Raw genomic sequence first — 15,717 nt, 5'->3', positions numbered from 1 at the left:
TAAGGAACTACAGTTTGTTGTATTTTGCTAAAAAATCTGCTCAGGCAATATCAATTGTTATCAGTATTGCCTGCCTGTTATTGCCTATGGCCAGCACTGGCCAAGAAACAGTGAATATTAAGCAGTTTAATCAAGTCATCGAGCAAGTTGAACAGCTGAAAAAAACCGACTTAGTGCGCTCTCTTAAACAACTAACGGTTTATGAAAAGGTGCTGACAGCGCTCACTATAGAGCAAAATTTAATATATTTTAAGCTGCTTGCTGAGATACAAATAGAACAAAACAAATATAGTAGCGCCAAAAAAACGGCCAATCAGGGGCTAACCATAGCGAAAAGGCTGTCGAGTCCTAGCATATTGATCAGTGAACTGTTGTATTTAAAAGGCTTTGCTTTTGAAAGTTTAGGTTATATTGCTCAAGCGAGGAAAGAATATAAAAAAGGCTTAGAAGTTGCTGAATCTTTACATAACAAAGTGCAAGTCGCTTTAGGCCTTATTAATTTAGGGGCGATTGCTTATCTCACCGATGATTTTAAACGCTCTTTAGTCTTGCTTAATGACGCCTATAATATTGCTGGACAAACCGATGATGAAGAGCTTAAAGGGACGGTAAACAGTGAACTTGGTATTGTGTATTCGTATTTACTGCAAGATGAGCAGTCAATGGTTTATTATCAGCAGTCGTATTTACATTTTAAAAAAGCCGGGATGATATTATCCGCCCATACTAGCTTGTATAATATTGCTATTAATCATATTCGGAACAACGACTACCAACAAGCAATCACGGTTTTTAACACCATCATTGCTGAGTCAAATAAAGACAGCCCGAGTGATAGCATGTATAGCGTTTATTCTGGCATGGCCTGGGCGTATCAACAGAAAGTAGACAGCAACCCTGAGGCCGCTTATCGATATTTACTGATGGCAAAGCAGTATTTGCAAGCAACGGAGAAGCTCGATTATCAATTACAATTTTATTATGATCAAGCCTACATGTTATACAAGTTGGACCGTTTTGATGACGCGCTTGTTAGCCTGAGCCAAGTAGAAAAAACATTAGCCAATAATCAGGATTTATCTTTGATTAAAAAAGAAAATTATGTCTACTTAATGGAGTTGAAAGCCGGTATTTATTACAAGTTAGCGCAATTTCAATACGCTTTTCAAACCCTATCACAAGTGATCATTTTAACCGATAAATTGTATGAAAATGAAGATAATCGCTCTATTGCCCAAGTACGTTTAAAGCTTGAAGGCGAACAGGCGGATAAACGAAATAAAATATTACACCATAAAAAAGACCTTTATAATGAAAATTTACGAGCCGCTACGTTAGCCAATGAAGAGCAGCGCTTTTACCTCATCATCAGTGCCCTAGTTGCTTTAGCCTTTGCTTGGGTACTGGTTAAACTGCTGCAAAGTCAGCATAAACTTAAAATTGCTGCCAATGTTGACACCCTTACGGGAGTCGCTAATAGACGCAGTTTAATGAAGCAAGCGCAACAGGCCTTTAAGTTTACTCAAGTAAAGCAGGACAATTTAACAATTTTACTGATAGATATCGATCATTTCAAAGACATTAATGATTGCTTAGGTCATAGCACAGGCGATAAAGTCTTGGCGAAAGTAGCCTATATTGGCACGAATATGATGCGAAAAAGTGATTTGTTTGGGCGCTTTGGTAGTGAGGTGTTTATGGTCTGTTTACCGAAGACCAGGTTGAAATCGGCCTTAGAAATAAGTGAGCGAATTCGCTCAGCTGTCAGTCAACATTCTTGGCCGTTTAACAAGCTGGAAAAAGTCAGCGTTAGTATTGGTGTCGCTACTTTAGCCGATGATAAAGATTTAATTAGCTTGATAAAAAGGGCCGATGAACAACTTTATCAAGCCAAAGCGTCAGGAAGAAATAAGGTTTGTGGCTAATGAATATCAGTAAAATTCTGTTAATTATTATGCTCATGCAGCTGATGTTAGCATCGGTTAGTTTAGCAAAAGAGCCCATTATTGCCTCGGCCATAACCGAGGAACCAGCGAATGAAAAGGCGTTATTACCTCTGCCGGCAGTAAGTCTGTTGCCTATCAACGAAGATTTACTCGCCATACTTACGCAACTTAAGCAAGCAAGTATTGATGAGCAGAAAATTGCCAGAGCACTAGAACAGCTTACCTTAGCTACCACGCCACTGAATGCGGCAGAGCAGTACTTATTATTAGTCACGCAAGCATTATTTAAAGAAAATTCCATAGCTAATGGTGTTGAACACAGTAGCCATAAAAAACAGAGCCGCGAAATTATTGTACTTTTAGAGCAAGCCCTTAAGTTATCGGCACAAATTTCAGCGCAGCAATTACATCAGCCCAATTTTTTGCAATTACATTTAATTCTAGCCGTTCACTACGCACAACAAGGTCAATTTGATCTCGCCTATCTTGAGAAAAAATCGTATTTAAAAAAATATTATAGTTATCGTAAAGCTAAGCGCCTAGCTATGATAGCGTCTTTAGAGCAATCGTTTACAGTGCATGATAAAAAGGCCAGCAACAGCTTATTGGCTAGTCAAAATAAACTAAAAATTCGCCGAGTTGCTGAAGTACAAGAGCAAAAAGCCACGCAACAGTATAATTTCACGCTAATTATCAGTACCGCTATCGTTTTTGTGCTACTTTTTTTTAGACAGTTGAAAATACGCAATAAACTCATTCGATTAACCAGAACCGATGCCTTAACTGGCTTAGCAAATCGCAGTGCTTTGTTTGAACATGGAGAACATATGGTGGCTAGCTTTATTGAGCAGCCAGAGGAGTTATCGATACTATTGTTGGACTTAGATCATTTCAAAAAAATTAATGATGACTTTGGTGAGCAAGTTGGCGATGAAATACTTAGGGTAATTGCCCAACTGGTAAAAGAAACCATGCGTTCTCGGGATGTATTTTATCGCCTAGGCGGTGAAGAATTTGTTGCTATATTACCTTTTGCCGATAGCAATAAAGCGAAAGCGATTGCTATGCGCATTAATGAAAAAATAGCACAGCATGACTTCTCATTGTTAATCCTCCAGAGTAGGGTGACGGTCAGTATCGGTGTGGCCACCATGGCGTCTAATAAATTGACCTTTGAGCAAGTATTACATTGTGCCGATTTGGCCATGTATCAAGCGAAAGAACTTGGTCGAAATAGTGTCGTTTGTTATCAGAATATTGCCCAAGCACAAGAAAGAAGGGGTAATAGCAATTCTGTTAAATAATTACCTAACTCAGAACTACATTAGCGAGCTTAGAACAAACAAAATTATTTAAAGATAGTTATTATATGTTTCATTCCTTGTGTGATGTTATCAGTTTGCTAATGAGTTCCCAAAGGGCGAGCTTAAAAGGCGTATATACTGTGTTATTGATTTAGATAAGGGAATAACCATTCTCTTCAATCAATGCCTTGCCTCTACGCCTTTTAATTCTCGCTGAGTGTGAAATTACTTAATAGACTTGGTATAATTAACGCTTTTGTGACTTTATCTATTTTTTATAAGCTCATAATCAGATAAGCTATAACGTTAACAAATAAAAATAACTAAATTTGTACGATCAGGAAATCCTTTCATGTCAGATACGCTCGAATATAGCCTTGATGGAATAGAACAAGTTCCCTTAAGACAATTTACTGAAGAAGCTTATTTAAACTACTCCATGTACGTTATTATGGATCGTGCCTTGCCACATATTGGTGATGGCTTAAAGCCCGTACAAAGACGCATAATTTATGCAATGTCAGAGCTTGGTTTATCTGCGACAGCTAAATATAAAAAATCAGCACGGACCGTAGGCGATGTACTAGGTAAGTTCCACCCACATGGTGATAGCGCCTGTTATGAAGCCATGGTTTTAATGGCACAACCTTTCTCATATCGCTATCCCTTAGTAGATGGCCAAGGTAACTGGGGTGCACCCGATGACCCTAAATCTTTTGCCGCCATGCGTTATACCGAATCGCGCTTATCAAAATTTAGTGAAATATTACTGGCTGAATTAGGCCTAGGGACAGTGGATTGGCAGCCAAACTTTGATGGCACCCTGAAAGAGCCCATTACCCTACCAGCGCGTTTGCCACATATTCTCCTGAACGGCATTACCGGTATTGCTGTTGGTATGGCAACGGATATACCGCCGCACAATGTCCGGGAAGTGGCCAATGCCTGTGTGCATTTAATTGAGAATCCTAAAGCTGAAGTAAGTGACTTGCTCGAGTTTGTTAAAGGGCCAGATTACCCGACAGACGCTGAGATAATTACCCCTAAAGCTGATATTGAAAAAATTTACCAAACCGGGCGTGGTAGTATTAAAATGCGCGCCGTTTATAATGTTGAACAAGGCGATATTGTGGTCACAGCACTGCCACATCAAGCCTCTGGCGGTAAAATATTAGAGCAAATTGCTGGCCAAATGACGGCGAAAAAGCTGCCTATGGTGGCCGATCTTCGTGATGAGTCTGATCACGAAAATCCGGTACGTCTAGTGATAATTCCACGTTCAAATCGGGTTGATATTGAACAGTTAATGCAGCATTTATTTGCCAGTACCGATTTAGAAAAAAGCTTTCGTGTTAATATCAACATGATAGGTTTAGATAACCGTCCAGCAGTTAAAAACTTACTGGTCATTTTATCTGAATGGCTTGAATTTCGTCGTGAAACCGTACGTCGTCGTTTGCAATATCGTTTAGATAAGGTCTTGGCACGTTTACATATTCTTGATGGTTTACTGGTTGCCTACTTAAATATTGATGAAGTGATAGCGATCATTCGTGGTTATGACGATCCTAAAGCCGAGTTAATGTCGCGCTTCTCTTTATCAGATACACAAGCGCACTCTATTTTAGAAATTAAACTGCGCCAACTTGCTAAGCTTGAAGAAGTAAAAATTCGCACCGAGCAAGATGCCTTACACCTTGATCAAGACTACTTAGAAAAAATCCTTAGTTCAAAAGTGCGTATGAATACACTTATGAAAAATGAAATTCTTGCTGCCGCTAAAGAATATGGTGACGATCGCCGCTCTAGAATAGTTGAACGAACTGAATCAAAAGCACTGACTGAAAAAGATTTAGTACCAAGTGAAGCTGTCACTATTGTCTTATCCGATAAAGGTTGGGCACGTTGTGCTAAAGGTCATGATGTAGACCCAACCAGCTTAAGTTATAAGGCGGGTGATGGTTATTTATGCTCTTCAAAAGGGCGGAGTAATCGCCCTGTGGTCTTTATCGGCTCCGATGGCAGGGCATTCACGACTGATGCTCATACCTTACCCACGGCTCGCTCGCAAGGCGAACCACTTACCGGCCGCTTTAATTTGACCACAGGGCGGAGCTTTGTCCATAGCCTAATGTCAGATGACGAGGCTAAGTACCTATTAGTCAGTGATGCCGGTTATGGCTTTGTCAGTAGCTTTGCTGATATGGTCAGTCGAAATAAAAATGGTAAGGCGTTAATCAGTTTACCGGAAGCTGCCAAGGTGATGGCGCCGCAATTAATTAACAATTTTGACACTGACTACTGTCTAACCATTACTAGTGAAGGGCGTATGCTGGTTTTTCCAGTAAAAAACTTACCGGAACTCAGTAAAGGTAAGGGCAATAAAATTATTAATATTCCTTCTGCCCGAGCAAAAACGAGAGAAGAGTTTGTCAGTATACTTGCTATTATTCCACAAGGGGCTGCCATTACCTTACATGCAGGTAAGCGTAAACTTACCCTGAAAGCTACGGATATCGAACACTATATGGGAGAACGTGGTCGCCGTGGTAATAAACTGCCTCGTGGTTTACAACGTGTTTCAGAAATAGAAATTGAATCTGCTACGGTAAATAATGTCAGCGACGACAGTGTTGATGAAACGCCACCAATAAGTGAATAAAGCTGTTTTGAGTTAACAACTTTGTGCAGAGGTTATAAGAAAAAATAAGGCCAACAAATGTTTAACGTTTGTTGGCCTTTTTATATGATTATTTTTTAAAATAATTGCTTGCTGGTAACCATGTTGATATTGGCTTGAGGAAAACTGCTGCTGGTGTAGAGCAAGCGATCTTCTGTTGCAATATAGGTCAGACTATCATTTTTATATATGGAGTTAAGCGGTAATCTAACTAGCGGCGTTTGAACTTTATTTTTGAGATCGTAGGAGATTAATTGATAGTGATCATCAAAGGTTTTCTGATAGTAGACATGGCCTTGCTCATAAGTCCATGCGTATAAAGTATTAAATAAATCTCCCTCAATAACCCTGTCACCTGCTTGCCTATCATTGATGTTCTTTTGCCATAAGCCTTTTCTAAGTTTGGTATAAAGTAAGGTATCGGCTGTTATCATTACGCCGTAGCGTGCACCATCAAAAGTGAGGCGCTGGGTACTGGAGTCTGCGATATTAATGCTATAAAGATCGGTATGTTTATCACCATAGATGGCCGAAATAATTTGCTTATCATCCATAGACCAATTTGGTCGATTATGCTGGAAAAAGGGGCTGCTGAGTAATGTAACGCGCTCATTCTTTACTGAGTAAATATATATACCATCGCCTCTATCTTCAGATAACGGCGCTAAAAAGGCGACATTTTGACCATCATGTGACCATTTAGGGTAACGTAATGTTTGTTTTAAATTGGTTAACTGTTTACGGGCGCTACCATCGGGTTTAGCTGACCAAAGTTCATCAAAGCCAGACTCATTGGAAGAAAATACTATTAAATCAATTATTGGGTTGTAATCAGGTGATTCATAGGTGAAATCTGATTTTAATACCGGGAAAGGGCTACTCGCTATAGCATCATTTAGCTGTAAGCTTACCAGGGAAGAGGTTTCTATTCGTTCTTGGTAATACAATTGTTGTGATTGTTTAGCAATGCTCGGGTAGCTAAAGCCTGTTAAGTTCAATGCCTGTTTTACTCGATTATCAATATCGATAACAAAACCAAAGCGATTATCTGCTCGTTGGGCAGCAAAGACTAATTTTTGGCTATCGCCAAACCAAGACATACCGACAATATCTTCTTCATCATAAGTAAGTTGTTCTGTCTCCTTCGTTGCTAGATTAATAAGGTAAATGTTTTCACTTAAGCGGTTGATTCGCCGAGCAACCGCCAGGTATTTACCATCGGGGGAGAATGACATATCTCTATCTTTATAACTATAATCACTATCACAAGAAAATCGCGTCATGGCAAAGTTTTTTGATGACAAATCAATAAAGTATATGCCTGTTCTCTTTGCTAAGCCGCCCTTGTTATAAACAGCAAGAGTTTGGTCATCAGGGGATATATCAAGGTAATAATAAACCCCTTGCATGGGACAAGTGGCTAGTTGTGTTTCTTGTTGGCTAGCGACTTTTAATTGGATGTAATGGCAGCTGTTGTTGGCCTTATCTTTACGAGAAAAATACAAATATTGGCCGTCGTTACTCCAAACGCTATGTCTTTCTATGGCATTATCAAAGGTTAATTGCTTTGGTGGTAACTCAACTTGATGAGTGTCTTTCATAAACAAGTTGGTTGGTTGATTAGCCGATACTTGGCTATAGACTAAAAAACGACCATCGGGAGAGGGCGAAGGAAAAAGTTCACTACCGGGGTGTTTAGTGATAGCGGTAATTTTAATATCGTTGTCATTGGGTAATTGCTGAATATAAAGCAGCACTAACAAGCTGAGGATTAAAGTTACCAGTACATGAGTACTGTTAATGTTTATCGCTTTACTCTTGTTAGCGGTAAGTGCAGTGGTATTCGCTGTTGGTTGATTATTTGCTTTATCTTGCTCTTGATATACTGAATTTTTAATAGAGCTATCAACGGAGTAATTTATTGAACTTTCTAGCGGCTCAGGGTTAGATACTTTACTTATATTTGATGGGCTATTTTGCCATTGCGGCTCTGGCATTAATTGATAGCCAGCTTTGCGAATGGTCTTAATTATTTCTTCTTCGCCGTGATAGCTTTACCGTTGCCACGCCACTAGTCATCATGGGGAGAGAAGCCATCGGTGATACTGGCCTTGGCGAAATGGCGCAAATTTTAGTTGAAAATATGCCGTCGCTTTCTTATGGCACCAGTAATGCTACCAGCCAATCAAGTGTATCAAATACTGGTATTACTACCGTTGAATTACGTAACTTAGGTGCTAACCGTACTTTGACCTTAATTGATGGTCGACGCGTGGTATCAAACTCAAAAAGTGGTAATTATGTCAGCATGAGTACCATCCCATCGGGTATGGTAAAAAGAGTTGAGGTTATTACCGGTGGTGCCGGTGCGACTTATGGTGCAGATGCGGTATCCGGTGTGGTAAACATTATTACCCAAACCGATAAAGAAGGATTTGATTTTAAAGTCCGTGGCGGTGAAAGTACAGATGGCGGCGCTAAAGAATTTACCATTGATGCAAGTTTCGGTGATTTATTTGCCGATGACCGCGGTTATGTATTTTTTAGTGCTAATTATGATAAAGACTATGGACTTAAATATGGCGATCGTCAGCGTGCAGCGCAAGAAGCATCATTTCGTTATAATTCTGACACCATGCGCAATGAAATTCGTACTGAGAATGGCTTTCAATCACTTTATGAAACACCGATGAGTGACTGGCGTAACCGCAGTGATGGTACCCCAGGTGGTGTTTTCTTAGAATCAAGTAAATACGACACCACTTATTGGTATAATGAAAAAGGTCAGAATACTGATTGGAATGAAGAAAGAGATGGCATTAACACTCGTGAATTTGTGCAGCTTAAAGTACCGAGTGAACGTTTTTCAGCAGCAATAAAAGTAGATTTTGATATTACTGATGATGTGATGTTTTATTCACAAGTCCAGTGGAGTGGTAACTACACGGTCAATGATAAATCACCTGAAGATTCAGGCGATACTGAATCAGCTACTTATACTGATAGAGTAACAGGTGAACCAGGGGTAGTTAAATTGGGTTATATCCCAATTGATAACCCTTATGTACCTGATAATATTCGTGAAACAGCGGGCCAATATAAAGATCGTATTTATTGGGATCGTCGCTTTACTGAAGTAGGTCCAGTCTCTACTGATAACGAACGTGAAACTGTACGTGCTTGGGCTGGTTTGCAAGGCACTATGTTTGATGGTGCTTGGGATTGGGATATCTCGGCCAGTTACGGTAAATTTCACCAACGTCAATATCGTAATAATGAAATTGATGTTTTTAAAGCAAAAAATGCTTTAGATGCAGGCTACGCTGCTGACGGAAAAACTATTCAGTGTAATGATGCCGAGGCACGTGCTGACGGTTGTGTTGCTTTAGATTTATTTGGTGAAGGCTCTATTACTCCAGAAATGGCAGATTATATTCGTGTTAACCCAACACTTAATGTTTATAACCAACTCACCACTATTATGGGCTATGTCACTGGGGATTTATTTGAAATGCCGGCCGGCCCAGTAGCGACAGTATTTGGTTTTGAATACCGTAAAGATACACAAGAAGCGGTTACTGATGATGCGCTAACTTACGGTGGTATTACCTGGAACCTAATCCCTGCGTTTAAAGGCGAAATAAACGTTGCCGAAGTATTTGCTGAAGCGTCAATTCCTTTATTGCGTGATATGCCGGGTGCTGAATACTTATCCGTAGAAGCATCTATTCGACTATCTGATTATGATATTAAAAATGTTGGTGTAGTCTCTAGTTATAAATTAGGCTTCTTATGGACAGTAGGTGCCGGTGTTAATTTACGTGCTAACTACGCAATCTCACAACGTGCACCCAGTGTAAATGAGTTATATGAACCAGCAGCAGGTGATTTTGATAGCTTTAATGATATCTGTGCCGATGTTACTGCAACATCAACAGATCCAGGGCATGCTAACTGTCGTTTAGAGCCAGGTATTGCCGCGACAATAGCTGCTGAAGGTATATTTGAAGATGAAGGCAGTAGTTATTCGCCAAATGCGGGTAATCCTGAGTTATTTGAAGAAACGGGTACCACAATGACTTTAGGCGCAACGTATGAGCCTACTTTCTTTGACGGTTTTAGTATTGCGATAGATTACTATGATATTGCTATTACTGATGCGATTGATGAGTTTGGTAACGAGCAAATTCTATCTCAGTGTTATGATTCAAGCATCAAATTGGGTGATGATAATGAATTCTGTGATGTTATTAAGCGTGATGCAGAAGGCCAGTTAGAAGAAGTTTTACAACGCAGTTATAACATTGATGAGTTAGGTACACGTGGTGTTGATATCGCCGTTGCTTATGCTTATGACATGAACAGCTTTGGTCGTGTGAAGTTCAAAATGGATTGGACTCATATGTTAGAACACTCTAAAACAGTCACGGGTAATGACGGTGTAATTAAAGAAGATTACGTCGGTTACGCAAGTTATGGCACATTTGAAGATAAAGCTGCCGCTTCTATTGCTTGGTATTTAGATGATCTACGTGTTCGCTGGAGCACCACTTATAAGAGTTCAGCGCTTCGTAGTTTAAGTACACAGGAAAGTTGGCAAGCCGATATGGATAATAATACAGAGCTTTGTGCTGCTGGCGATGTCGACTGTGTGAAAAATCCACAATCATTAGCTTTCCAAGAGCTTAGTTCTTACTTTAAACATAACTTATCAGTGTCTTATAAGATTGAAATGAGTGATGATTCTTCAGTACGAGTGTTTGGTGGTGTGAATAATATCTTTGATAATAAAGGTGAGTTCTACTACGGTGGTCGCGGTAACTTTGGTAGTGAATACGATGCCGGTACCGGTCGTTTTGTTTACCTAGGTGCACAAGTTAGTTTCTAAGCTTAACTTGTAAGCATAATTTGTAAGGTAAATTATTATGGCGGTTAGTACGCTAAGCGCCATTTTTAAATCCTCACATGGAAGTGGTTTTCTTTTCTTAATAAAATAGTTTTCTGTCGCGTATTTATTGTTCATATTGTTACCCTTACTTTTCCGGAGTTTCCATGTTTTCTTACTTTTTCATAACCGTGCGCTCAGTCGCGCTGACCTCAATTATATTGCTAGCAAGCAGTGCCTCAGCTTTTGCTTTGCCTCTGTCAACGAATGTATCTGATGAGAAAGCAGAAGCTGACGCATTTTTACCACAGTTAGTGCCGGTATTAGCACCAGTAAATGATGGTCCTTATGTTTTTGTTAATGAGCAACAACAGCTAGAGTCTTACTGGCTTTGCCAAGGCGAAGTGCTAACACAAACCACTACAGCGGTAAGTTTTCCGACCACGATCTCAGCTTGTAATATGTCCGCTGCTGTTCATGCTCTTAGTAGTGTTGAAAATAAAATACTTGAATTCTCAGGCGATTATCCCGTTGCCGCTCTAAGTGACTTTCACGGTAAATATGACTTAATGATTGAGCTATTAACCAATAACAACATTATTGATGAAAACAAAAACTGGGCCTTTGGCAAAGGCCATTTTGTTATTACCGGTGATATCTTTGACCGTGGTGACAAAGTTACTGAAATATTGTGGTTTTTATATGACCTAGAGCAGCAAGCTCAAAAAGCCGGCGGTGATATCCATCTGACCTTAGGTAACCACGAAGTGATGATCTTAAATGGTGATTTACGTTATTTACACCCTAAGTATATTGAAAGCGCGAACAAGCTAAATAAACCCTTTGAACAGCTATTTAGTCCAAATAGTATTATCGGCAATTGGCTGCGTAGTAAACCTGTACTTGTTAAAGTAAATAATATGCTATTTGCTCATGGTGGCTTTCATCCAAGTTTAGCCACAGAAAAACGTACTCTAGTAGAAATAAATACAGTGTTTAAAGATAGTCTGATTAAAGCTGAGCTTGATAAACCCCGAGCAGGCTGGGCAAAGTTTTTGCATAAAACTAATGGGATTATTTGGTATCGTGGTTACTTTGCGAATGATTACCCAGAAGGTTCTAAAAAAAGCGATAAGGGTGCGACCAGTGCTGAAATTGACTTGTTACTTAAGCATTTTGATGTCGAACATCTCATTGTCGGCCACACCTCACAAAAACAAATAGAGACACGCTATCAAGGTCGCGTAATAGCCATAGATTCAAGTATCAAACGTGGTAACTATGGTGAGATATTATTTATCGAAAACGGTAAAAAATGGCGCGGCAGTTTAAGTGGTAAAGTACTGCCGCTGTACCATCAATAATGACTACCCGTGATATTTAGTTATAAAAAAAGCCAGTACTTAAGGTACTGGCTTTTTTATAAAAATTTATCGCTTAGTTAACTAAGCGCTATGCTGAGATATTAATCTTTAAGTTCAGCATTATGATAAACATGCTGAACATCATCACAGTCATCTAACAGAGCAATGAATTTTTCAAAATTTGCTAGGTCTTCTTCACCTTCAACATCAATATAGTTTTGCGGTACCCAAGTGATTTCTTCAACTTCTAACTCAAATTGTGGCATAGAGTTAGCAAATTCAGTTTTGATTTTGAAAAATTCAGTATGAGGTGCGTAAACGGTAATAATGCCATCGTCTAATTCAACATCAGTAATATCAATATCAGCCATCATTAGGTTTTCTAAGACAATTTCATCATCTTCACCTTTAAAGGCAAACACAGCTTGATGATCAAACATATGAGAAACAGTACCAGAGGAACCAATTTTTGCATTGCTTTTACTAAAACATTGACGAATATCTTTAATGGTACGGTTACCGTTATCGGTTAAGCAGTCAATAATAACCATGCAGTTGCCTGGGCCAAAGCCTTCATAACGTGCTTCAACGAAATCTTCACCACCAGCACCAGAAGCCTTTTTAATGGCATTATCAATAACATGAGTTGGAACTTGATCTTTCTTGGCGCGGTCGATTAAGGCACGTAAAGCAAGGTTACCATCGGGATCAATACCACCATTTTTAGCACAAACGTAAATTGCTTTACCGTACTTAGAGTAAACTTTAGTTTTGGCCCCAGCGGTTTTGGCCATAGATAATTTACGGTTTTGGTAAGCTCTGCCCATCTCAATGTCTTCTTTTATGTTCAAAAAATATAATGCGTTAGATTCTATCAGCCTCAATGGCTGCTTGACTAGTGTTCTTGCTGATAAATTAGTAAAAGTTGCGCTTAGCTCAAGGGAATTTTAGCCATTACCACTAGGAGTGATTAGGTAAAATAAATACTTGCTATTATGGAGTTGCTTTTATACCTTAGTTATTGGTTTTCATGATAATAACTCTAACAGTTACTATGAATAAATATGATGAATATAAGGGTCTCTATATTACTGAAGGCGGCTGCGGCACTTTATTACTTGGCTCAAGTGGTTTACCGTTAAAAAAGGTTAGCCGCGACTTTAAAGCAAGAGGCGAGCGACGGCTGGCTCTATTAAGCATTTTGCCCTTAGTGGTAATTTCACGCCAGCTTGCTCGCATTATACTTACCAAGCTATTGCACGTTTTGGCGTGATTAAAGCTGTCAATATCGGGATTTAATGGATTAAGCGTTGTAATTCCTGATTGTGTTCACGTCATCAATGATCCCGTGCCAGCTGGCTTATCAATGATACCGCCAAGTAAATAGCCAAGGAATTGCCGCAGGATAAAATGATGAAAAAGCTTATTTTTTGTTTTGATGGTACTTGTAATAACCCGGAAGATGTCGGTGATATTGATGATGATGCAAGTATCAGTAATATTCTAAAATTACATATCTTTTTGGGTGGCAAGCTAACACCCGCCAATGGCTGCAATGCATTGACACCGGCACAGCATAGCTTTTATTACAGTGGTATTGGTAATAGAGGTAACTGGTTAATTCGAGCCATTAATGCCGTCGTTGCCCCAGTTTATGGGGAAATGGATGATATTCTCAGCGAGGCTCATGCTGATTTAAGTCAGCACTATAGCTCAGGTGATGAGGTTTATATTTTTGGTTTTAGTCGTGGCGCAGCTATTGCTAGAATGTTTGCCGCACATTTAGCCATGCCAGTTAAGTTTATCGGTGTTTTTGACACCGTTGCTGCTATCCGAGGCTCACTGGATTTAGATCCTAATACCTTTCCAGCCAGTGGTATTGTTTTTGAAAATGATATTTTAGCACCACATATTGCCAATGCCCTGCACATTCTCGCCCTTGATGAGCGGCGCTTATGGCTGCAACCCACTTTATTTAATCAAGATGAACGGGTTAAAGAGGTCTGGTTTGCTGGTAGTCACAGCGATATTGGTGGCGGCTACTGGTTTGATGGTTTAGCCGATATTTGTTTACAGTTTATGTTAGATAATATTGCTAAGCAATTGACGGTTTTGTCTGTTGAGCAACTAGATTATTCAGCACTAAAAATCCCCGGGTCGAGTGATGAAATCACTTTTGATGATATTGTGATAAAGCCTCTGGTATCTGGCAAAATACATCGGCAATTGTTTACTTATAGTCATGCGTTCACCCATGCGATACGTAGTGTCAGAGTCAATGTAAATGAAGTTGCTTCGAGTAACTTGGCTATTATTCATTGTAGTGTTGCGCAACGATATCAACAGTTGCTTGACTACCGACCTTATGCTTTGTACAGGATAAATTATCAACTACTTGATGAACAGGGCAGCTTAACAGAGCAATGTTTTGGTGTTTCTGCCTTAGCCGAACATTATAGCCAAGCTGATGGTATCAAGTGACTCTAATTGAACGGTAATATCATTCGTTACTCGATTTTGTCAGATGTTTTTGGCAAAGCAGAAGCATAAAAAAATAAAATCAACTCGCTGATATAAGTATTCATTGCATATTGTTATCAGCCTCTGAAGTACTGTTTACCTGTGATATAAGCTATGCTATAACCGTATTTTTTATCTAGCTTAGGGAGTACGATTGTGACTGAGCAATTATCCGTACAATTAACAGAACAAGAAATCATTAATAAAATCACGCAACGTCAATGCTTTACCGCGACGATTGCCGGCGGCGCATTTACCCTGAAAATTGAGCAATACCTACCTGTTATGTCTGCAGCTATTCATGATGGCGGCAATTTACGCGCAGAATTAGACGATAACTGTTTGTTGGCAAAAGCAGAACGTTATTACGAAGAAGATCCCTATACTGCGAGTTTTATTGCCGAGCAAGCCATTACCTTAATTGCTCATGACTCGCGCTATGAATATGATTTAAATCGCAATACTGATGAGTGTGTTTATGAAACGGCTTGGGGCAAAGAAATATGGAAAACGCCACTCAGTGAACAGATGATTAGCACAAGTAAGGCTAAACATGCTCAGTTTTACCGTATTGTCGCCGCATTAGTAGAGGCCTTAGTGGCAGATTTTGGCCAATGTCTTATTTATGATAATCACTCTTATAACTATAAACGCCATGAGAGAAAAGACTTACCGGTAATAAACGTCGGCACAAGTTCTGTTAAGGGCGAGCAATGGCGAGCAATTATTGATAGTTGGCTCGAGGCACTACAAAACATGCAGGTGGATGGTATTGAAATGTCTGCCGCAGAAAATGATATCTTTTATGGTAAAGGCCATTTAGCAGGCTTTTGTCATAGTCGCTATGATAATGTCTTAGTGCTGGCGACTGAAGCGAAAAAAGTTTTTATGGATGAATTAACCGGCCAAGCGGATGAGCTGATTTTACCTTCATTACAGCGTGTTTATAATGATACGGTTGCTCAACATACTCAGTGGTATATCAACAACTATCATAAAAATTAACTTTCATTACCGC

Annotated in this window: 10 protein-coding genes; 8 read left to right on the top strand and 2 right to left on the bottom strand. The window is 39.5% G+C overall.

Annotation, left to right across the window (positions count from 1 at the left end; translation table 11 throughout):
• The first annotated feature begins 14 nt into the window (after positions 1–14).
• The 3 genes from CMT41_RS14305 to parC all read left to right on the top strand — a co-directional run bounded on the left by CMT41_RS14305 (position 15) and on the right by parC (position 5,912).
• The gene (locus CMT41_RS14305) at positions 15–1,925 is read left to right on the top strand and encodes a tetratricopeptide repeat-containing diguanylate cyclase (protein WP_058027651.1); all 1,911 of its coding nucleotides are present in this window, start codon (positions 15–17) and stop codon (positions 1,923–1,925) included.
• Positions 1,925–3,250, top strand: coding sequence for a sensor domain-containing diguanylate cyclase (locus tag CMT41_RS14300; protein ID WP_058027650.1), 1,326 nt, complete (start codon positions 1,925–1,927; stop codon positions 3,248–3,250). Before CMT41_RS14305 ends, CMT41_RS14300 begins: the two co-directional genes overlap by 1 nt.
• 352 nt (positions 3,251–3,602) lie before the next feature.
• Positions 3,603–5,912, top strand: coding sequence for a DNA topoisomerase IV subunit A (parC, locus tag CMT41_RS14295; RefSeq protein WP_058027649.1), 2,310 nt, complete (start codon positions 3,603–3,605; stop codon positions 5,910–5,912).
• A gap of 95 nt (positions 5,913–6,007) precedes the next feature.
• Here the strand turns inward: parC and CMT41_RS14290 are convergent, their stop codons facing one another.
• The gene (locus CMT41_RS14290) at positions 6,008–7,927 is read right to left on the bottom strand and encodes a PD40 domain-containing protein (RefSeq protein ID WP_058027648.1); all 1,920 of its coding nucleotides are present in this window, start codon (positions 7,925–7,927) and stop codon (positions 6,008–6,010) included.
• 80 nt (positions 7,928–8,007) lie between these two features.
• On the opposite strand from CMT41_RS14290, the gene CMT41_RS14285 reads away from it, so the two are divergent.
• Together CMT41_RS14285 and CMT41_RS14280 are read left to right on the top strand one after the other, a co-directional pair.
• Positions 8,008–10,818, top strand: a complete 2,811-nt coding sequence (locus CMT41_RS14285; protein WP_335338160.1) for a TonB-dependent receptor domain-containing protein — start codon at positions 8,008–8,010, stop codon at positions 10,816–10,818.
• A gap of 164 nt (positions 10,819–10,982) precedes the next feature.
• Complete coding sequence (locus CMT41_RS14280) at positions 10,983–12,179, top strand: metallophosphoesterase (RefSeq protein WP_058027646.1); 1,197 nt, start codon at positions 10,983–10,985, stop codon at positions 12,177–12,179.
• 101 nt (positions 12,180–12,280) lie between these two features.
• Here CMT41_RS14280 and CMT41_RS14275 read toward each other — a convergent pair whose 3' ends face one another.
• Positions 12,281–13,006: a YebC/PmpR family DNA-binding transcriptional regulator gene (locus CMT41_RS14275; protein ID WP_057181987.1), complete on the bottom strand. Its 726-nt coding sequence runs from the start codon at positions 13,004–13,006 to the stop codon at positions 12,281–12,283.
• 364 nt (positions 13,007–13,370) lie between these two features.
• On the opposite strand from CMT41_RS14275, the gene yidD reads away from it, so the two are divergent.
• The 3 genes from yidD (at position 13,371) to CMT41_RS14265 (ending at position 15,704) form a co-directional block, all read left to right on the top strand.
• Positions 13,371–13,478 carry a membrane protein insertion efficiency factor YidD gene (gene yidD, locus CMT41_RS18780; RefSeq protein ID WP_082606573.1) on the top strand — a complete coding sequence of 36 codons (108 nt, stop codon included), beginning with the start codon at positions 13,371–13,373 and terminating at the stop codon, positions 13,476–13,478.
• Between the two features lie 111 nt (positions 13,479–13,589).
• Positions 13,590–14,660, top strand: coding sequence for a phospholipase effector Tle1 domain-containing protein (locus CMT41_RS19745; RefSeq protein ID WP_083494301.1), 1,071 nt, complete (start codon positions 13,590–13,592; stop codon positions 14,658–14,660).
• Positions 14,661–14,855: 195 nt separating this feature from the next.
• Positions 14,856–15,704 (top strand): N-formylglutamate amidohydrolase, encoded by an 849-nt coding sequence (locus CMT41_RS14265; RefSeq protein WP_057181983.1) that lies wholly within the window; start codon positions 14,856–14,858, stop codon positions 15,702–15,704.
• Positions 15,705–15,717: the final 13 nt, after the last annotated feature.

It is taken from the genome of Colwellia sp. MT41 (assembly GCF_001444365.1).
GTDB lineage: Bacteria > Pseudomonadota > Gammaproteobacteria > Enterobacterales > Alteromonadaceae > Colwellia > Colwellia marinimaniae.
The sequence above is the reverse complement of the archived record's forward strand: the minus strand, read 5'-3'. Positions and strand labels throughout refer to the sequence as shown.